Raw genomic sequence first — 19,008 nt, forward strand, 5'->3', positions numbered from 1 at the left:
GGGCGACGTTTCCCACGGTGACGGCGGCCGCCGGGGCATTCCGGGCACGGGGGAAACCCGGATATCGGGGCAGCGGATAACGTGCGGCGGATATCGGGCATTTGCGAGAACGGCGGATCATCGCCGCGCCTGGCCAGGGGGGCGCGAATGACACGCACACGCCCCCGAGCGCACTGCGCAATACCCCTGACAACACGTAGGGGGGACTTAGGGGTGGGTAGGGGTTTCCGCACCCCCTACCCCCTCCATAACCTGCGAAGGTCTCTACCGCATCGCCGCGACACACACAAGCTCCCCTGCACCAGGCGGCGAGTGAAATTGAACAACAGTGCCATGGATACTGAGCACTTCGGCCAAGGAAATTCATCGGGGGTTGAAAAGTGCAGTACGAGATACTCGGACCAGTCCGGGTGGTGGACAACCGCGGCAGCAGATTCGTGAGCGCCAAGAAGATGCAGGTGCTCCTCGTCCTGTTACTGATACGCGCCCGGCAGGTGGTCTCCATCGACGAGGCCATAGCCGAGATCTGGGGACAGAACCCTCCGCGCCGGGCGACCGCGGGAATCCACGTCTACATCTCCCAGCTCCGCAAGTTCCTCGGCCAGCCCGGCAGCCGGAACAACCCGATCCTGACCAGGCCGCCGGGGTACATGCTCCACCTGGAGGACGACGAGTTCGACGTGGACCGCTTCCAGCAGCTCCTCAACCGGGGCCGGCTGCACCTCAAGGAGGGCCGGCCGGAGCAGGCCGTGACCGCCTTCGAGGACGGGCTGGCCCTGTGGCGGGGGCCGGTCCTCGGGGACCTCTGCGACGGGCCGATCATCGCGGGCTTCGCCACGTGGCTGGAGGAGACCCGCCTGGAGTACCTGGAATGGCTGATCGAGGCGCAGTTGAGCATCGGGCTGCACCGTGAGCTGATCGGCCGGCTGTCCGCGCTGACCGCCGAGTACCCCCTGCGGGAGACGTTCTACCGCCAGCTCATGCTGGCCCTGTGCCGCTCGGAGCGGCAGGCGGACGCGCTGCGTACGTACCAGCAGGCCCGGAGCCGCCTCAACGAGGAACTCGGCCTGGAGCCCTGCCGGGCGCTGCGCGACCTCCAGCAGGCCATCCTGGTCGCGGACGAGCGGCTGGAGCTGCCAGCCGCGGTCTGACCGGCCTTGCCGGGCACGCCGGTACGAGGGCGGGCGAAGCCATCGGCTTCGCCCGCCCCTTCGTCCCCCCGTCGCGTTTTGGCCGGAGTTTAGGTGGTGGCACCACCCTGTCGGCACGTGCCCGGTGCGGCAGGTTCCTGCGTGATCTGCCGAGATGCACTTGACACCGACCTCACCGCCGCCGCCGAATGATCGAATGGCCCTGATGCACGGAAGACTGCTGGCCGTCAGCGACCTGCACGTCGCGTACCAAGAGAACCGGGACGTCACCGCCGGGCTCCGCCCGACCGCCCCCGGCGACTGGCTGATCGTCGCCGGCGACGTCGGCGAGCGCGTGGCCGACGTCGAGTGGGCCCTCGGGCTGCTCGCCGAGCGGTTCGAGAAGGTCGTCTGGGTGCCCGGCAACCACGAGCTGTGGACCCACCCGGACGACCCGGTCACGCTGCGCGGCGAGGAACGCTACCGGCACCTCGTCGGGATCTGCCGCGACCTGGGCGTCGTGACCCCCGAGGACCCCTATCCCGTCTGGCGTGGCGAGGGCGGCCCGGTGACGGTCGCCCCGCTTTTCGTCCTCTACGACTACTCCTTCCGGATGCCGGGCGTGACCACCAAGGAGGAGTCGCTGCGCCTGGCCCACGAGTCTGGCGTCGTCTGCACCGACGAGTACTTCCTCCACCCCGACCCGCACGACTCCCGGGACGCCTGGTGCCGCGAGCGGGTGGCCCTGACCGAGCGGCGGCTCGCGGCGGTGCCCCCGGAGCAGCAGACGGTGCTGATCAACCACTGGCCGCTGGTCCGGCAGCCGACCGACATCCTGCGCTACCCGGAGTTCGCGCAGTGGTGCGGCACGACCCTCACGGCCGACTGGCACCGCCGCTTCCGCGCCGCCGCCGTCGTCTACGGCCACCTGCACATCCCCCGCGTCACCTGGTACGACGGGGTCAAGTTCACCGAGGTCTCGCTCGGCTACCCGCGGGAGTGGAAGCCCCGCCCGCCGCGCGAGCCGCTGCGTACGGTGCTCCCCCCGGCGCCGGCCGCGCCGGCGGCCACCCCGCCGGCGCGGCCCGAGCCCGCGGCAGCCGCCGCACCTGCCGTGCTGCTGCGGGAGTTACTGCCCGCCGACGTGGCCGCGGCCGACGCGTTCAGCGACCCGCCCGAGCCGCCCGCCGAGCGGCTGTACCCCGAGGAGGCGCAGGCCGTCGCCCGCGCGGTCCCGCACCGGCAGGCGGAGTTCGCCACCGTACGGCAGTGTGCCCGCCGCGCCCTGGGCACGCTCGGCGTCGAACCGGCCCCGCTGCTCCCCGGCCGCCGCGGCGCGCCGCAGTGGCCCGCCGGGGTCGTCGGCTCCATGACCCACTGCGCGGGCTACCGCGCCGCGGCCGTGGCCCGCCGCGGCGACGTGCTCGGCATCGGCATCGACGCCGAGCCCAACGAGCCGCTGACGGACGACCTCCTGGCGGCCATCGCCCTCCCTGACGAGCAGGAGCGGGTACGCGCCCGGATGCACGGCGGGGTCAAGGTCTGCTGGGACCGGCTGCTGTTCAGCGCCAAGGAGTCGGTCTTCAAGGTCTGGTACCCCCTCACCGCCAGGGAGCTGGGCTTCGACGAGGCCCGCGTCGAACTGGACCCGGACACCGGCACCTTCACCGCCCGCGTCCTGGTCCCGGCCCCCACCGTCGACGGCACGTCGCTGTCGCGGCTGACCGGCCGCTGGCTGTGCCGCAACGGCCTGCTCGTCACCGCCGTGGTGCTCGGCGCGGCGGCCGGCCGGCGCGGCAGACGCGACGGGGACGGCGGGTAGGTGCGTACGCCGCGGGACGGGACGACGTGACCGTGCGGGGGCCCCGGCCGTTACCGCGCGCGCCGGGCGACGGCGCGGGCGCGTGGGACCGGGAGCGTACCGTCGGCGTCCTGTACGACGCGGGGTCGGCGGACGCGCCGGAGGTGGCGGCCGCCGCGCGCTACTCCGGGGTCGACCTGTTCCTCGTCGTGGACCGGGCCTCGGACCACGTGCGGGAGCTGCTGCCGGTGCTCACCCGGCGGTTCGCCCTCTGCGACATCACCGGGCTCGCCGCGCCGGCCGCCGCGGCGGCGGTCGCCGCCTTCGCCCCCGACGGGCTGCTGACCTTCAGCGCGCACCGGATGGAGATCACGGCCGCGATCGCGGCGGCGCTGGACCTCCCGTACTGGCACTCCCCCGCGGTCACCGCAAGGCTCGTGGACCGGCTGCAGCAGCGCCGGACATTCGCCGAAGCGGGCCTGGACGACCTGCCGTTCGCGCCGGTGACCGGCGCCGCGGACGTCGACGCCGCACTGGCCGCGGTGGGCCTGCCCGCCGTGCTCAAGCCGAGCCGCGGGCCCGCCCACCGGCTCGTACGCCGCGTGGACTCCGTCGCCGACGCGCGCGCCGCCGTCGCGGCGTGGTCGGCGGCGGCGCCCGACGCGGGCCTGCTGGTCGAGGCGCTGCTCCCGGGCGATCCGGCGGCGGCCGGGCCGCGGTGGGGCGACTACGTCTCCGTCGAGACCGCCGTGCACCGCGAGGAGTGCCAGCAGCTCTGCGTGACCGGCAAGTTTCCCCTCGTCGAACCGTTGCGGCAGCGCGGGTCGTTCGTGCCGCACACCCTCGCGCCGCCGCTGGCGGAGCGCGCCGAGAGCCTGGCGGAGGCGGCCATAGGGGCGCTCGGCATCAGCGACGGGATCGTCCACACGAAGCTGAAGCTCACCGCGGACGGCCCCCGGCTCCTCGGGGTCGACGGCCGCCTCGGCGGCCACGTCGGCGACGTCGTACGGCGCGGGTCGGGCTTCGACCCCGTGGCGGCGGCGATGCGGCTGGCCCTGGGCCTGCCGGTGCCCGACCCGCCGCGGTTCGACGGGGTCACGTACCGGTACGCGCTGCTGACCCCGGCCGGCCCGCCCCGCCGCCCCGGGGGCCCGCCCCTGACCGACGTGCGGGCCCTGGCGGCCCGCCTCGACCACCTGCGCCACCTGCCCGGCGTCGACCTCGCCGACCTGCCCGCCGACGCGGCGCGCGCGCCCGAACCCCGGTTCGGGGCGGGCGCGCGCGTGGGGCACCTCCAGGGGCGTACGGCGGACCACGTCGAACTCGCCCGGCTGGCCGTGTCGGTCGACGAGATCTGCCGGCCGGTTCTCGGGGCGCCGTGAGAACAGCTCGCGTACGGCGGAGCCGCGGGCGACGGGGGAAGCCCGGCACGCACGCTTGCTGCGTCGCCGGGATCGACCCCGCGGCGCCGCCCGCCCCGCGGGCGGACGGCGCGAGCCTGAAGACAGGCCCTAGTTGAGCGTCCACTTCTGGTTCGCGGCGCCGGTGCAGGTCCACAGCTGGGTCGCGGTGCCGTTCGCCGAGGAACCGCCCACCACGTCCAGGCACTTGTCCGCGGCGATGTTGACGACGTCGCGGGTGGCGGAGTTGTACGACCACCGCTGGGCGCTGGTGCCGTTGCAGTCCCACAGCTGCACCCGGGTGCCGTTCGCGGTGCCGGCGGCGGCCGCGTCGAGGCACTTGCCGAGGGCCCGGATCGTGCCGTCGGAGCCCACGGTCCAGTGCTGCGCCGCGGTGCCGTTGCAGTCGTAGAGCTGGACCGCGGTGCCGTTGGCCGTGTTGGCGCCGGCCACGTCGAGGCACTTGCCGGCCAGGCCCGTGAACGTACCGGAGTCTCCGCCGCCGCCGTCCGCGGTGCTGACGCGTACGTAGTCGACGACGAGCTGCTGCGGGAAGACGGTGCTGCCGTCGGGGTCGCCCGGCCAGTAGCCGCCGACCGCGAGGTTGAGAATGAGGAAGAACGGCTTGTCGAAGACCCACTCGCGGCCGCCGAGGTCGGCGGGGGTGCGGCGCTGGTAGACGTTGCCGTCGACCGACCAGGTGACCTCGTTCGGCGACCAGTCGACGGCGAAGGTGTGGAAGCCGTCGGCGAACTGCTGCCCGCCGGGCAGCGTGTACCCGCCGCCGATGCCGCCGGAGCCGGAGTAGCCCGGGCCGTGCAGGGTGCCGTGGACGGTACCGGGCTCGAAGCCGACGTTCTCCATGACGTCGATCTCGCCGCTGGCGGGCCAGCCCACCTGGCCGATGTCGTTGCCGAGCATCCAGAACGCCGGCCACATGCCCTGCCCGCGCGGGAGCTTCATCCGGGTCTCGACGTGGCCGTACGTGGTGGTGAAGCGGCCGGAGGTGTTCAGCCGGGCGGAGGTGTACTCGCACCGGCCGTACCAGCACTGGTAGTTGCCGGGGTTCTCCCGCCGGGCGGTGATGACCAGGTTGCCCTGGCCGTCCAGCGCGGCGTTGGCGTTGCCCGCCGTGTAGTACTGCCGTTCGTGGTTGTTGACGTTGTCGCCGGTCTCGATCAGCCACTTGCCGCCGTCGACCGCCGAGCCGGCCGGGCCGTCGAAGTTGTCCTCGAACGTGACGGCGGCGGGCGCGGCGGCCTCGCCGCCGGGCTCCGGGGCCGGTGCCGCCGCGCCGGCGGTGGCGGGCAGCGGGACGGCGAGCACGGCGGCGACGGCGGTGGCCACGAGCACGGCCTTGCGGAGCCGGCGTCTGCGTCTGCGTACGAACATGGAAGCTCACCTCGATGTGTGGAGGGGGTCGAGCGTGGAGCGTTGGTCCATACCTTTTGCGCGAGTGAGTGAACTCCCTTCACGTCATGCAGTCAATGGGTCCCGCGGACACTCGCGGCGTTCAACTCCCGGAGGTCGTACGGCCGTACCCCTTGACAAGGCACCCGGGCCTCACGACGCTCTGAGAGCGCTCTCGACTGCCGGCCCGCCGGACAGCTCCCGCCTCCGGGCCGCGTACGCCCCCACAGCGAAGGAGCACCGCATGTACCCCGCGCACCCCACGCACCCCACGCACCCCACGCGGCTGAGGCGCTACCGCAGCCTGCTGACCGCCGCCGTCGCCGTGCTGCTGCTCACCGCCTACGCGTCCGCCGACCGGACCGGCGCCACGGCCCACGGCGCCGCCCCCGCCGGGGGCCCCGTTTCCGCGGCGGTGGCGGCGGGCGACCCGCCGCCGGACGCCTTCTGGGGCGACACCGCAGGGATCCCGCCCGCGCAGAACGTGCTGACCGTTCAGATCGTCAACCGGACCAACGGCCAGTACCCCGACGACGAGGTCTTCTGGTCCTTCAACGGCCGGACCCGCTCCATCGCGGAGCAGCCGTACCTCGACATGCCGGCCAACTCCGCCGGCCGGATGTACTTCCACCTCGGGTCGCCCGACAGCCGGTACTCCGACTTCATCGAGTTCACGGTCGGCCCGGACGTCTTCAACGGGAACACCACCCGCGTCGACGGCTTCGCGCTCAAGCTGGCCATGCGGGTGCACGGACACGACGGCACCGACAGGCAGGTCGGCGAGGACTACGCGACGTTCCAGGAGTCCCGCGAGGCCACGTGGCAGAAGTTCGCGGACGCCATGCCCCCGGAGTTCGCGTCGCTGACCGAGGTGGAGGCGCCGTACCGCATCCCCTCCCCCGGCAGGGTGCCGGACTTCCAGCCGGGCGGGCAGCACGCCGGCTACATGAGCGGCTACGCCGCCTCGGTCGGGATGAACGCCTCGACCCAGGAGGTCTTCGGCTGCTCCGGCCCGCTCGCGGGCGACCCGGCCGGCTGCGCCGCGCTCAACCGGCACGTCGCGGAGCTGCCGCGGGACCAGTGGGGCGACCCGGGCCGCTTCTACCAGCGGGCGCCGGCGAACTACTACGCCCGGTTCTGGCACGAGCACGCCATCGGCAACCTGGCGTACGGCTTCCCCTACGACGACTACGCCGAGCGGTCGTCCTTCGTCTCCGTCCGGGACCCGCAGTGGATGGTGGTGGCCGTCGGCTGGTAGTACGGCTGGCCGCCGGGACGGTGCGCACGTCGAAGGTGTTGCCGGGGGTCGGCGCGCCGGCCTCGCGGATCAGCCGGTCCTGCACGGCGGGCGGCATGTTCGTGCCGTCCGCCGGGCGCACGCAGGTGCGCGGGATCCGGCCCTCACCCACCGCGCGCCCGCCGGGTGCCGTGGCCCCGGGGCCGGGCAGTCGCCTTCCCGGCCCCGGGGCGTTGCGCGTCAGGGTGCGTCGACGATGATCCGGCCGTCCATCGGGATACGGCTCGCGGCGAAGCCGTAGTTGGCCTCCACCCGTGCCTGCTCGGTGGCGTTCGGGGTGGCGTTGGTGCAGTTCACACCGCCGGTGGAGCCGGACATGAGCGACGAGCAGGGCCCGGGCTTCATGTCGGGCAGCCCGAGGCTGTGGCCCAGTTCGTGCGCGGCGATGCGGGTGGTGTCGTAGCCCTGGACGACCGCCTGGCGGCCGAACCAGACCGTGGCGCTGCCGCCGGGGCGGACCGGGCCCAGGGTGGCCCGGGGCCAGCCGTCGTCGGCAATGATCCGGATCTCGGCACGGGTGCCGGCCGGGGCCCGCACCAGCGTGACGTTCTCCACGGTGGAATTCCACTGTTCCGCGCCGGCGGCCACGGCGTCCTTGAATTCGCCGGCCTGGCTGTCGTCGTAGTACAGCGTGGTGGCGGCCACGCGCTCCGGTGCCGGAGCGGGGGCGGCCGTGGCCCCGGGGGCCGAGGACAGGGTGACGATTGCGGCAGCGGCCATAATGCCGATACCCAACTTTCGCAGCATGCGGGGAGCCCTCCTCTTGGTGTGAGAATCGAGCACTACTGCGCAGACCCCGGTAAGGGTCGGCCCGAAGTGTAGGAGGGCGGCCGGGAGCCCACAAGTGGCGGCAATGGCCGTAGATTTCACCTTCTTACGGCATCTCGGCACCGCCCTTCGATATCCGCGGAGCGGCGTATCCGGCCGATTTCGTACGGGCGGAATCCGGCCGGGCGCCGCGGGCCGTTCTTCCGGTGGGGCCGGAAAGTCGAGACGAATTGCGCCTCCGGGCCGATCCGCGGCGCCGGACGTCTCGGCGGACCGCACCGGTACGCTGGCCGCGGGCGGCGGGGGCGCGCGGCCCCCGCGAGGACGGCCGTGGAGGGGACGTGGACACGCAGGCAGGACCCGGCGGGGCCGACCGGCCGCCCCGGGTGGTGATCGCGGACGACCAGGCGCTCGTACGCACCGGCTTCCGGATGATCCTCGCCGCGGACGGCATCGAGGTCGTCGGCGAGGCGACCGACGGCGAGGAGGCGGTGGCCGCCGTCCGCCGCGCGCTGCCGGACGTGGTGCTGATGGACATCCGCATGCCGGGCACGGACGGCCTGGAGGCCACCCGCCGCATCCTCGGCGCGGACACCCGGCCCGCGGACGCGCCGCGGGTCATCATCCTCACCACCTACGACCTCGACCAGTACGTGTACGCGGCGCTGACCGCCGGCGCCAGCGGCTTCCTGCTGAAGGACGTCACGCCCGAGCACCTGGCCGCAGCCGTCCGCCTCGTCCGCTCCGGCGACGCGCTCCTCGCGCCGGCCATCACCCGCCGCCTGGTGGAGCGCTTCGCCGCCCGCGACGACCGGACGGTGACGCTGCACCGCGACCTGTCGGCGCTGACGCCGCGCGAGCTTCAGGTGCTGGAGTCGCTGGCGCGCGGGCACAGCAACGCGGAGCTGGCCGCCCGGTTCGGGCTCAGCGAGGCGACGGTGAAGACGCACGTGGCCCGTATCCTCGCCAAGCTCCGGCTCCGCGACCGCGCCCAGGCGGTCATCGCCGCCTACGAGACCGGCCTGGTCACCCCCGGCTCCCCCCGGTCCCCGCAGGCGCCGTGACCGGCGCCGGGGCTCAGCGCCCCACGTACACGCTGGGCGGCGGACCGAGGTAGCTGTGGCGTACGCCGCCGGTGTCGACCACGAGCTTCTGCACCACCACCGTCGGGTCCACCATCCAGAGCTTCAGCACGTGCACGCCCGGCCGGGTCACGCGGTGCCCGGTCACGGTGACGGCGGCGTTGTCGGAGGTGTTGCGCTCCCACTGGCGGTTCATCAGCCCGTCGTCGGCGCCCGTGGCCCGGGTGACGTTCACGGTCTGCGGGGCGTCGTCGTCGAAGGCGACGGCGTAGCGCAGACCGTCGGTGGTGAGGACGCTGTTGCGCGGCGAGAGGTACGCGGCCACGCGCAGCGTGCCGGTGGTGAACAGCGTCATCGTGTACTCCAGCCGCGGCCCCTCGCCGGCCGGCACCGGGGCGGCCGTGACCGGGACGGGCGCCATGCCGCCGCCGGTGCGCCCGATGCCGGGGATGCGGCGCCAGGCGACGCCGCCGGCGGCGACGGCGCGGCTGTGGCGGTCCGCCTCGACCGAGACGCAGCCGCCGGCCTCGACGGCGCCGGCGAGCGCGGAGTGCCGCACGGAGGGGCGGTGGACGCGGGCGTGCACCTCCACGGTGCGGCCGGCGCCGGTGACCAGGACGGGCACGGTGGTGGTGCCCCGGGGCGCGCGGGCGAAGTCGACGCGCAGCCGGGCGCGGACCTGGTTGGTGACGCGGCCGCGCGGGCGGTCCACGCGCAGCCAGGGCACGGCCGGTTCGATGGCGTAGCCGAAGGGGCTGCGGCCGCGGTTGAAGACCTCGATGTACGGGGCGGGGCCGCTGTCGTACGGGCTGACCGCCGGCAGCACCGCGGGCCCGGCGGCGTCCGGCCACCACTCCTCGGAGCCCTCCACGGCGACGCCGAGCACCGCGCCGGGGGCGGGGTCGATGCGGCGGACGGCGGGGAAGACCTCGTCGGGCAGCGCCTCGTTGTTCTTCTCGGGCTGCTGCCAGGGGGCGTTGGGGCCGTAGCGCTCGACGTCGCCGTAGCCGATCTTGGGCTGGGTCTGGAAGCCCTTCCACTTCCCGCCGGAGAGCGTGTGGTTGTAGTAGTCGGCGAGCGCCTGGTCCTCGGCGAACAGCGCGTCGGTCTCGGCGGCGAGCTGGTTGGCGCCGGCGCGGCCCTGCGCGGCGTAGAGGAGGTTGGTGAACTCCGCGCGGCGCAGCGCGTAGACGACCGCGGTGCCGCGGACCGCGTAGCGGACGAGCTGGAAGTACGCCGCCCGGTCCGCCCGGTCCAGCCGGGCCTCGATCCGGTCCGCGGTGCGCGCCAGCTCCTGCCACTCGTCGGTGACGCGGTCCAGCTCGTGATAGTTGACGCGGCTGAAGGGGGTGGCCTCGTCGTCGTAGACGACGGCCTCGGGGTCGGTGGCGGGGTCCCGGGCCGGGTCGAGGGTGATGCGGCGGTTGAGCAGCTCGGGCTTGCGGCGGGCCTGGAGGCGGCCGTACCTGTGCAGGACCTCGGCGATCCGGTGGGCGTGCCGGGGGCCGAAGTTCTCGGCGGCGAAGCGGCGTTCCCACTCGGGCAGGTTCTCCACCGGCCAGCGGTCGGGGTCCCAGGCGTAGTCCAGGAAGTACTGGGTGGGCAGCTCGTTGGACTTCAGGTCGCCGACGTTGGCGACCCACAGCTGCCGGATGCCGTACGCGTACGTCTGGTGCAGCTGCTCCCAGGTGTTGGCCAGGTTGGCGGTGTCGACCCACTTGTAGTTGCGGCCGCCGCCGACGTAGTCGAAGTGGTAGTAGAGCCCGTAGCCGCCGGAGCGGGGCGGCAGCGAGGCGTCGGGGACGCGCCGCAGGTTGCCCCAGTTGTCGTCGGTGAAGACGACGGTGACGTCGTCGGGCGCGCGCATTCCGCTGTCCCAGTAGTGCTGGACCTCCTTGTACATGGTCCACACCTGCGGCACCCCGGCCGCGTCGCCCAGCTCCTCGGCGAGGATGTCGCGCTCGGCGGTGATGATGCGCCGCATCAGCTCGATGCCGTCGCCGTCCGGCAGCGAGGTGTCGCCGTTGCCGCGCATCCCGAGGGTGACCACGCCCTCGAAGCCGTCGGCGGCCATCCGGCGGATGCCGTCGCGCCAGTAGGCGCGGATGGCGTCCTCGTTGCGGACGAAGCTCCACTCCCCCGTGCCGCCGTACGGGTCGTGGCCCTCGGTGACGATGTTCCCGTCCTCGTCGCGCTCGGCGGGGACGGCGTGCCGGTTCCACTCCTCGATGCCGCGCATCATGGGCGCCTCGTGGGAGGTGCCCATGACGATGCCGTACTCGGTGGCGGTGGCGTGGTTGGCGGGGTCGTCCTCGGCGAAGGCGCGGCCCCAGACGGCGGGCCACAGGTAGTTGGCCTTCAGCCGCAGCATGGCCTCGAAGACCTTGGCGAAGAAGGCGCTGTTGAAGCCGCCGGGGTGGCCCTCGGCGTGGCCGGGCCCGAAGAAGCCGGGCGCCCAGCGGCCGAGGGCGGGGTTCTCGTCGTTGATGAAGATGCCGCGGTACTTCACCGCGGGCGTGCCCTGCGAGAAGCGGCCGGGCAGCACGTAGAGCGCGCGGTGGCGGCGGGGCGGGACGTCGGCCCAGAAGTGCCAGGGGGAGACGCCGATGCCGCGGGAGACGTCGTAGATGCCGAAGATCGTGCCGCGCTGGTCGCTGCCGGCGATGACGAAGGCCCGGTCGAGGCCGGGCAGCGGGTCGTCGACGACCTGGTGCAGGGAGGTCTCCCAGCGGCCCTCGATCCCCGTCACGTCCAGCTTGCCGGCGGCGACGAGGCCGTCGATCAGCGGGCTGCGGCCGATGGTGCCGACGAGCACCGCGAGCCGCCCGGCGGGCGGGCGGCCGCGGGTGAGCCCGGGGCGTACGCCCGTCACCCGCTCCAGGTCCGTACGCAGGTCGCCGAGGGCGCGCAGCACGCCGGGGAAGTCGCCGGCGTCGGCCACCAGCGGCGCGGCGCGGCCGCCGGCAACCAGCGGGAACCGGCCGCGGCCGGGGGTGTGGGCGATGTACGCGCCGGGGTCGGTCGGCCGCGGCGCGTCGGGGTGCGGCGCGGCGGCAGCCGGGTCCGGCAGGGCGAGGACGCCGCCGCCGGCGGCGGTCGCGGAGAGCGCGCCGAGGCCCAGGCCGGCGCCGAGCACCCGGCGCCGGCTGGGGCCGTCGTCGGGCGCGGGACCGGACGCGGGGTCGGACGCGGAGGACGGGTCGTGCCGGGGGTCGTTGCTCTCCATGCCGGGCCTTCCCTCACCGAGCGAACGGCAATATTTCGTAAAGCATTCCGAATATTTCTGCGCAACCTAGGGTGACGGTTGGGGAAGGTCAAGACATCGCGCAACGGCGGGCGGCGGGGCTACCATCGCGCCATGAGTGGTGCTGGAGTCCAGTTCGACGGAGAGGCCCCGGCGGCCGGCGAGGAGCCGCAGGCCACCGCCACGCTGGCGGCCGTCGCGGAGGCCGCCGGGGTGTCGGCGTCGACAGTTTCGAAGGTCCTCAACGGCCGCTCCGACGTCTCCCCCGGCACCCGCGCCCGGGTCCAGGACCTCCTGCGCGAGCACGGCTACCGGCGCCGCGGCGGCGGGGCGCGCCAGGCCCCGCTGCTCGACCTCGTCTTTCACGAGCTGGAGAGCGCGTGGGCGATGGAGGTCATCCGCGGCGTGGAGAACGTGGCCCGGGCCGAGCGGCTCGGCGTGGTGCTCTCCGAGAGCGCCGGCCGGCTGACGCCGGGGCAGACGTGGGTGGAGGACGTGCTGGCCCGCCGGCCGGCGGGCGTCATCCTGGTGCTGTCGGACCTCTCCGCCGGCCAGCGGGCCCAGCTCACCGGGCGGGGCATCCCGTTCGCGGTGCTGGACCCGGCCGGCCACCTCGCCGAGGACGTCCCGTCCATCGGCGCCACCAACTGGCAGGGCGGGCTGGCCGCCACCCGCCACCTCGTCGGCCTCGGCCACCGCCGGATCGCCGTCGTCGGCGGGCCGCCGGAGATGATGTGCAGCCGGGCCCGTATCGACGGCTACCGCGCCGCGCTGGGCGTCGCGGGGCTGCCGGTGGACCCCGGGCTGATCCGGGAGGGCGACTTCCACCACGAGGCGGGGTACGCCGCCGGGCGGGAGCTGCTCGCCCTGCCCGACCGCCCCACCGCGGTGTTCACCGGCAACGACCTCCAGGCGCTCGGGATGTACGAGGCCGCCCGCGAGCTGGGCCTGCGCATCCCGGACGACCTCAGCGTCGTCGGCTTCGACGACCTGCCGGTGGCCCGCTGGATCGGCCCGCCGCTGACCACCGTGCGGCAGCCGCTGACGGAGATGGCCGAGGCGGCCGCCCGGCTCGTGCTCGACCTCGGCCGCGGCCGCGAGCCGGTGACGCGCCGCGTCGAGCTGGCGACGAGCCTGGTCACCCGCAACAGCACGGCTCCGCCGCCCGAGCGCTGATACTCCCGGCCCGCGCGGCTTCGAAACTTTCGCCGCCGGGGCGCTCCCGCGTCACCGTCACCGCCGCGCCGGAACCTCCGGGGCCCCCGCTTCCCCCGCGGGGTCACGCGGCTCCGTCGGGACCGGGCCCGGCCGGGCTTCGGGCGGCGGTTTGCGGCGGCCGGGGCTCACCGCGAGCGTGTAGCCGACGAGCAGGCCGACCGACAGGACCGCCAGCCGGCCCGCCGCCGGCGGGCTGTCCGGCGGCGGGTCGTAGCCGCCGTCCTCCAGGCCCGCCGCCTGCTCGAAGTGGTTGTACGCGCCCGGGAAGAACATCTCGTCCGCCGCGTACAGCGCGGGGAACGCGGCGGGCCCCGCCAGCAGGGAGCCCAGCGCCCACTGGTCGGAGTGGCGGGCCTCGTGCTCGGACAGCCGCCGCATCCGCGGCGACTGGGTCTCGGCGCGCTGGTCGGTGAGGAACACCGTCCCGTACATCGTGCCCGCGCGGGCGAAGCCGTCGTCGAGGACGACCGCCGTGGTGCCGTTCGCCGCGCAGTGGAACATCTCGCCGCCCTCCCCCGCGGCGTACAGCAGCGCGGCGCCGGAGACGGGTGCGTTGACCACCGTACGGGCCGTCTGCCACAGCCCGCCGCCCTCCCCGGGGGCGCCGCACGGCCGCGTCTGGCCGCCGGGGCCGAGGACGGCGAAGGCGCCCGCGAGCACCGCCTGCACCACCGTGCCGCAGACGACGGCCAGCACCCGGCGCCGCGACGGCCGCGCGCCGCGCAGCGTGCCCACGGCCGCGAGGAGCAACCCGACGAGCCCGCCGCAGATCAGGCAGGCCGCCCACCAGACCGGTCTGCGCTCGACCAGGCGGGCGGGGGCCCGGTGGACGGCCGGGGGCGCCGAAGAGGTGGGTCGCTCCAGAGTCGCTGTGCCGGCCGCCATCCGTCACCCCTGTCATCCCGCGGTCGCGCCGGGCTGTGCACCCGACGCGGACCGGGTCGCGGCCGAACTCCGCCGCCGCACGGCGGGGTTCGGCAACCCGAGTTGTCTGCATGCGCTCGCACGCAACTCAGATTACGGTACCGTAACGAATTGAAGTCGAACCGGCCTCGAATTCCAGCCGCTACCGCGGGGAAGAGTGTGAAAGTCTGAAGGCGGGACCGGGCAGGTGATCCCGTACGAGCCGGAGGAGGACGCCGATGGGGGACGAGAACGGCGACGAGCCCGCGACGGTGCCCGAGCCCGCCGCCACCGGCGCGGCCGGGCCCGAGGGCGGGGAACCGGCCTGCTGGCTGGAACGCGTCTGCCCCGAGTGCGGGCGGCTGGCCGACACCGCACCCCCGGTCCGGTGCGCCCGCTGCGGGACGCCGCTGCCCGGCTGACCCGCCGACCCGCCGCCGGGCCGGCGCCGCCTAGCGCCGTCCTAGCGCCACGAGCCGCCGGTCAGCACCACGCCCAGGGCGGCCAGCCCCAGGACGACCCAGCCGAACCAGAGCCATCCGCTGCTGCCCACCGACACCGTGTACGCCGTGATGATCACGAGACCCGCCACGGTGCTCACGACCATGGCCTTCGCAGAACCGGGCTTCTCCATGCCGCCTCCAGCAGCCGCCAGCCACCGGCCGTCCCCTCGCGGCCGCACGCAACCTCCCCGCCATGGTCTCTCGCCGGAGCCGGACGCGGTAGTCGAGGAAGCGGCGGGCCGTCCGCGCGGCTACTGCCCGCGGGTCTGGAGCGAGGCCAGATAGGCGTTGTACGCGGCCAGCTCCCGGTCGCCGTCGCGGTCGGCGGTGCGGTCGCTGCGCCTGGCCTGGCGCTGCTCGGAGTTGTACCACTGGTAGATCAGGGCGACGAGGACCAGCACCGAGGGGATCTCGCTGAACGCCCAGGCGATGCCGCCGGCGGCCTGCTGGTCGTCCAGCGCGTCGATCCCGAGCGAGGCGGGCGGGTCGCTGTAGACGTCCACCATGGGCTCGCTGCCCATCATCAGCGCGATGCCGAAGAAGGCGTGGAACGGCATGCCGGCGAACAGGGTCAGCATCCGCATCACGTGCGTGGGCCGGTTCGGGCCCGGGTCGACGCCCATGATCGGCCAGAAGAAGACCAGGCCGACGGCCAGGAAGTGCACCATCATGCCCACGTGCCCGGCCTTGCTCTCCATGAGGGTGTCGAAGAGCGGGGTGAAGTACAGCGCGTACAGGCTCGCGATGAACAGCGGGATCGTGAACACCGGGTGCGTGATCACCCACAGGTAGCGGCTGTGCAGCAGCGAGACCACCGCGGAGCGGGCCCGGCCGGTCGGCAGCGACCGCAGCAGCAGCGTCACGGGGGCGCCGAGGAGCAGCAGGATCGGCGACAGCATGCTGATCACCATGTGCTGCACCATGTGCACGCTGAACATGACCATGCCGTAGTCGTTCAGGCCCGTGCACATGACCAGGACGATCGTCAGCACGCCGAAGGTGAAGGCGACCGTCCGCCCCACCGGCCACTCGTCGCCGCGGCGGCGCAGCCGGAAGACCCCGTAGCCGTAGAGGGCGAGGGCGAGGAGGGAGCCGGCGAGGAAGACCGGCTCGCCGGTCCACTCCAGGCCGCGCGCCAGGGTGAACGGCGGAAGGTCCAGGTGGCCGCCGTGCCCGCCGTGATCCATGTCGGTGCTGCTCCTCGTGCCGGTGATGCCCTCACTTGAGGCTAGACCCGCCGCCTTCGGGTGTTTCGCCGGGGTGCCCCGGCCCGGCCGGGCGCCCCGGGCGGCGGAGTCTCAGCGGGCGGCGCTGGCGGCGGCGATGCGCTCGTTGCGCAGGGCCTCGTACCAGCGGTCGTCGACCTGCGGCAGCCCCGGGGACTCCAGCGCCAGCCGGATCAGCAGGTCGGCGATCTGCGGGTTGCGGGCGAGGACGGGGCCGTGCATGTACGTCCCGAAGACGCTGCCGTTCCACGCGCCCTCGGTGCCGTCGCCGGTGCCGTTGCCGTGGCCGAAGCGGACCCGGGCGAGCGGCTTGGCGGTGGGGCCCAGGTGGGTGACGCCCTGGTGGTTCTCGAACCCGGTGAGCTGGGGCAGGCCGAGCTGCGGGTCGATGTCGCCGAGCACGTCGCCGACGCAGCGGCCGTGCTGCCCGCGGCCGCTGGTGACGTCGAGCAGGCCGAGCCCCGGCTCCTGCCGGTCGAGGTCGTTGATGAACTCGTGGCCGAGGATCTGGTAGCCGGCGCAGACGGAGAAGATGATCGCGCCGTTGGCGGCGGCCCGGTTCAGCCCGCCGTCGCGGCGCAGCCGCTCGGCGGCGAGCCGCTGCGGGCGGTCCTCGCCGCCGCCGATGAGGTAGATGTCGGCGGAGGCGGGCACGGGCTGGTCGGAGCGGACGTCGACGCGGGCGACGTCGTAGCCCCGCTGCCGGGCGCGGCGCTCGACGACGAGGGCGTTGCCCTGGTCGCCGTAGGTGGACAGCAGATCGGGGTAGACCCAGACGAGGCGCAGGCTGTTGTCGTTCATGCGGGCGGTCCTTTACGTCTCGTACGGGTCAGTTGCCGACGCGGCGGCGCAGGTCCTGGAACGCGGTGTAGTTGGCGATGACCTCGATCCGGCCGGGCGGCGCGGCGGCGACGGCCTCGTCGATGTGCTCGCAGACGCGGAAGCTCTGGTCCGCCACCTCCAGCCGGACGGCGAGGTCCAGCTTGCGGTCGCCGATGACGTACAGCGGGTGGCCGGTCAGCCGGGTGTAGTCGACGTCCCACAGCCAGGAGGTGTCGGTGCCGTCGGCGCCGCGGGCGTTGACGGAGAGCACCACGGGGGTGGGCGGGGGGTCGATCAGGGAGAACGTCTCCAGCCAGCCGGCCGGGTTCTTCGCCAGCAGCAGGCGCAGGTCGCGGCCGCCGAACTGCACGGTGTCGTACCGCCCGGCCACGGCCGTGACCTCCCACATGCGCTCCAGCGCGGTCTGCGGGTGCACACCGAAGGCGGCGGCCACGGCGGCGGCGGTGGTGGCGTTGGCCCGGTTGGCGCGGCCCGGGAGCTGGAGCCGGATGGGCCAGGCGGCGCCGTGCGGGTCGAGGACGTGCTCGCCGGACAGGGCCCAGCCGGGCACGGGGCGGCGGAAGCCGCACTCGGCGCAGAGCCAGTCCTCGCCGGGGCGCTGCAGCACGCCGCCGCAGGAGGGGCAGGACCAGGCGTCGTCCTTCCACTCCTGGCCGGCCGCGACCCACAGGACGTTCTGGCTGGAGGAGGCGGCCCAGACGACGAGGGGGTCGTCGGCGTTGGCGACGATGAGGGCCTTGTTGCCGGAGAGGCCCTCGCGCCAGCGCTCGGCGAGCATGCGGGTCTCGGCGGCGCGGTCGAGCTGGTCGCGGGAGAGGTTGAGCAGCGCGATGGCCTTGGGGGTGACGTCGCGGGCGACGCCGGCGAGGTACTTCTCGTCGACCTCGATGACGCCGTAGCGGGCGTCGGAGCCGCCGGCGAGCGCCGAGGTGATGCCGGCGGGCATGTTGGCGCCGAGCGCGTTGGAGACGACCGGGCCGGAGGCGCGCAGGGCCTCGGCGATCAGCCGGGTGGTGGTCGTCTTGCCGTTGGTGGCGGAGACGAGGACGACGTCGAGGTGGGTGGCGAGCCGGCCGAGCAGGTCGGGGTCGAGCCTGAGGGCGACCTTGCCGCCGATCACGGAGCCGCTGCCCTTGCCCGCGGCGCGGGACACCGCTGCCGCCGCCCTGCCCGCCGTGACGGCCAGCTTGGACCGTGGCGACAGCGGTTCGGTGTTGCCTGCCATCGTCGTAGCTCCTCCTCGCGTGCCCGTGCGCGCTTCCGCGCGGTGCGCCGTCGTCCGCCGCCCGGCCTGCGGCGCGGCGCGTCGGCGGCCAGCCTATCGAGATCCGCGCCGGGCCCCGAACCGCGGCACATCACGGCGCCCGGGGCCGGTCCCGTACGTCCTACAGCCCGGGGCCGCCGGCCTTGTCCGCGGCGGCGGCGAGCCGGCCCCAGAGCAGATCGGCGAGGCTCTGCACCAACTCGGCGCGGCTGCACGGCCGTTCGCGCAGCCACCAGTCGCCCGCGGCGTGCATCATGCCGACGATGCCGTGCCCCCAGGCGCGGGCGGTCACCGCGCCGCCCGGGCCGAAGTCGATGCGGTCGGCGACGACCTGGGCCAGCTCCTCGCCGAGGCGCCGGAGCAGCGGCGCGGAGTGCCGGCCGACCTCGAAGTCCCGCTCGGTGGCCTCGGCGGCCGCGGCCGCCTCCGCGGCGTCCGCGGCGCCGCCGTCGGCGGGGTGCATGAGGAACCGGTAGACCTGCGGGCGGGCCTCGATCGCGGAGAGGTACGTGTCCAGGGTGGCCTCGACCCGCTCGCGGCGGCCCGTGGGGGCGTCGAGCGCGGCGCGCAGGGCGGCCAGCAGGGCGTCGGTGTGGCGTACGGCGAGCGCGCGGTAGAGGCCGCCCTTGTCGCCGAAGTGGCGGTAGAGGATCGGCTTGGTGATGCCGGCCTCGGCGGCGATGGCGTTCATGGAGGCGCCCGGCCCGTCGCGCAGGACGACCCGGTCCGCGGCTTCGAGCAGTTCGCGGCGCCGGTCCTCGGCCGCCTGCTCCCTCTCGCCGCGCCGGTTGTCCATGAAACCGCTCCCCTGCCTGGTCGACTGCCCGAAGCCCTGCGAACCTAGCACCCCCGCCGCGAGCCCCGGAGACCGTACGGGAGTTGACAGAGTCTACTCACGGGTAACAGACTTGCGTTACCG

General features: G+C 74.2%; 16 protein-coding genes. 7 read left to right on the forward strand and 9 right to left on the reverse strand.

The window, feature by feature from the left end; genetic code table 11:
• Positions 1-380 precede the first annotated feature (380 nt).
• The 3 genes from ACHZ99_RS18430 to ACHZ99_RS18440 all read left to right on the forward strand — a co-directional run bounded on the left by ACHZ99_RS18430 (position 381) and on the right by ACHZ99_RS18440 (position 4,313).
• Positions 381-1,151, forward strand: a complete 771-nt coding sequence (locus ACHZ99_RS18430) for an AfsR/SARP family transcriptional regulator (protein WP_420305721.1) — start codon at positions 381-383, stop codon at positions 1,149-1,151.
• A 205-nt stretch (positions 1,152-1,356) separates the two neighbouring features.
• Positions 1,357-2,952, forward strand: a complete 1,596-nt coding sequence (locus tag ACHZ99_RS18435; protein ID WP_420305722.1) for a metallophosphoesterase — start codon at positions 1,357-1,359, stop codon at positions 2,950-2,952.
• A 26-nt stretch (positions 2,953-2,978) separates the two neighbouring features.
• On the forward strand, positions 2,979-4,313 hold the full coding sequence (locus ACHZ99_RS18440; RefSeq protein WP_420305723.1) for an ATP-grasp domain-containing protein: 1,335 nt from the start codon (positions 2,979-2,981) through the stop codon (positions 4,311-4,313).
• 129 nt (positions 4,314-4,442) lie between these two features.
• On the opposite strand, the gene ACHZ99_RS18445 is transcribed toward ACHZ99_RS18440, so the two are convergent.
• Positions 4,443-5,723, reverse strand: coding sequence for a ricin-type beta-trefoil lectin domain protein (locus ACHZ99_RS18445; RefSeq protein ID WP_420305724.1), 1,281 nt, complete (start codon positions 5,721-5,723; stop codon positions 4,443-4,445).
• Positions 5,724-5,985: 262 nt separating this feature from the next.
• On the opposite strand from ACHZ99_RS18445, the gene ACHZ99_RS18450 reads away from it, so the two are divergent.
• Positions 5,986-6,999 (forward strand): glycoside hydrolase family 64 protein, encoded by a 1,014-nt coding sequence (locus ACHZ99_RS18450; RefSeq protein WP_420305725.1) that lies wholly within the window; start codon positions 5,986-5,988, stop codon positions 6,997-6,999.
• Between the two features lie 219 nt (positions 7,000-7,218).
• Here ACHZ99_RS18450 and ACHZ99_RS18455 read toward each other — a convergent pair whose 3' ends face one another.
• Positions 7,219-7,785, reverse strand: a complete 567-nt coding sequence (locus ACHZ99_RS18455; protein WP_420305726.1) for a snapalysin family zinc-dependent metalloprotease — start codon at positions 7,783-7,785, stop codon at positions 7,219-7,221.
• Between the two features lie 362 nt (positions 7,786-8,147).
• Between ACHZ99_RS18455 and ACHZ99_RS18460 the strand changes: the two genes are divergently transcribed.
• Entirely contained in the window at positions 8,148-8,870 is a 723-nt protein-coding gene (locus ACHZ99_RS18460) for a response regulator (RefSeq protein WP_420305727.1), read from the forward strand.
• Between the two features lie 13 nt (positions 8,871-8,883).
• Here ACHZ99_RS18460 and ACHZ99_RS18465 read toward each other — a convergent pair whose 3' ends face one another.
• Positions 8,884-12,114: a glycosyl hydrolase 115 family protein gene (locus tag ACHZ99_RS18465; RefSeq protein ID WP_420305728.1), complete on the reverse strand. Its 3,231-nt coding sequence runs from the start codon at positions 12,112-12,114 to the stop codon at positions 8,884-8,886.
• Positions 12,115-12,246: 132 nt separating this feature from the next.
• On the opposite strand from ACHZ99_RS18465, the gene ACHZ99_RS18470 reads away from it, so the two are divergent.
• Positions 12,247-13,308: a LacI family DNA-binding transcriptional regulator gene (locus tag ACHZ99_RS18470; protein ID WP_420305729.1), complete on the forward strand. Its 1,062-nt coding sequence runs from the start codon at positions 12,247-12,249 to the stop codon at positions 13,306-13,308.
• Between the two features lie 57 nt (positions 13,309-13,365).
• Here the strand turns inward: ACHZ99_RS18470 and ACHZ99_RS18475 are convergent, their stop codons facing one another.
• Entirely contained in the window at positions 13,366-14,235 is an 870-nt protein-coding gene (locus ACHZ99_RS18475) for a hypothetical protein (protein ID WP_420305730.1), read from the reverse strand.
• 257 nt (positions 14,236-14,492) lie between these two features.
• On the opposite strand from ACHZ99_RS18475, the gene ACHZ99_RS18480 reads away from it, so the two are divergent.
• Positions 14,493-14,675, forward strand: coding sequence for a hypothetical protein (locus tag ACHZ99_RS18480; RefSeq protein ID WP_420305731.1), 183 nt, complete (start codon positions 14,493-14,495; stop codon positions 14,673-14,675).
• Between the two features lie 41 nt (positions 14,676-14,716).
• On the opposite strand, the gene ACHZ99_RS18485 is transcribed toward ACHZ99_RS18480, so the two are convergent.
• The 5 genes from ACHZ99_RS18485 to ACHZ99_RS18505 all read right to left on the reverse strand — a co-directional run bounded on the left by ACHZ99_RS18485 (position 14,717) and on the right by ACHZ99_RS18505 (position 18,885).
• Complete coding sequence (locus ACHZ99_RS18485; RefSeq protein ID WP_420305732.1) at positions 14,717-14,887, reverse strand: hypothetical protein; 171 nt, start codon at positions 14,885-14,887, stop codon at positions 14,717-14,719.
• A gap of 120 nt (positions 14,888-15,007) precedes the next feature.
• Positions 15,008-15,943 (reverse strand): cytochrome c oxidase assembly protein, encoded by a 936-nt coding sequence (locus ACHZ99_RS18490; RefSeq protein ID WP_420305733.1) that lies wholly within the window; start codon positions 15,941-15,943, stop codon positions 15,008-15,010.
• 111 nt (positions 15,944-16,054) lie between these two features.
• A complete protein-coding gene (locus tag ACHZ99_RS18495; protein WP_420305734.1) occupies positions 16,055-16,783 on the reverse strand; it encodes a type 1 glutamine amidotransferase in 729 nt (242 codons plus the stop codon).
• A gap of 28 nt (positions 16,784-16,811) precedes the next feature.
• Positions 16,812-18,050 (reverse strand): MurT ligase domain-containing protein, encoded by a 1,239-nt coding sequence (locus ACHZ99_RS18500; RefSeq protein WP_420305735.1) that lies wholly within the window; start codon positions 18,048-18,050, stop codon positions 16,812-16,814.
• Positions 18,051-18,210: 160 nt separating this feature from the next.
• Positions 18,211-18,885, reverse strand: a complete 675-nt coding sequence (locus ACHZ99_RS18505) for a TetR family transcriptional regulator (RefSeq protein ID WP_420305736.1) — start codon at positions 18,883-18,885, stop codon at positions 18,211-18,213.
• Between the last annotated feature and the right edge of the window lie 123 nt (positions 18,886-19,008).

Origin of the sequence: Streptomyces sp. MAR4 CNX-425 (genome assembly GCF_048656465.1) — a bacterium.
Lineage (GTDB): Bacteria > Actinomycetota > Actinomycetes > Streptomycetales > Streptomycetaceae > Streptomyces.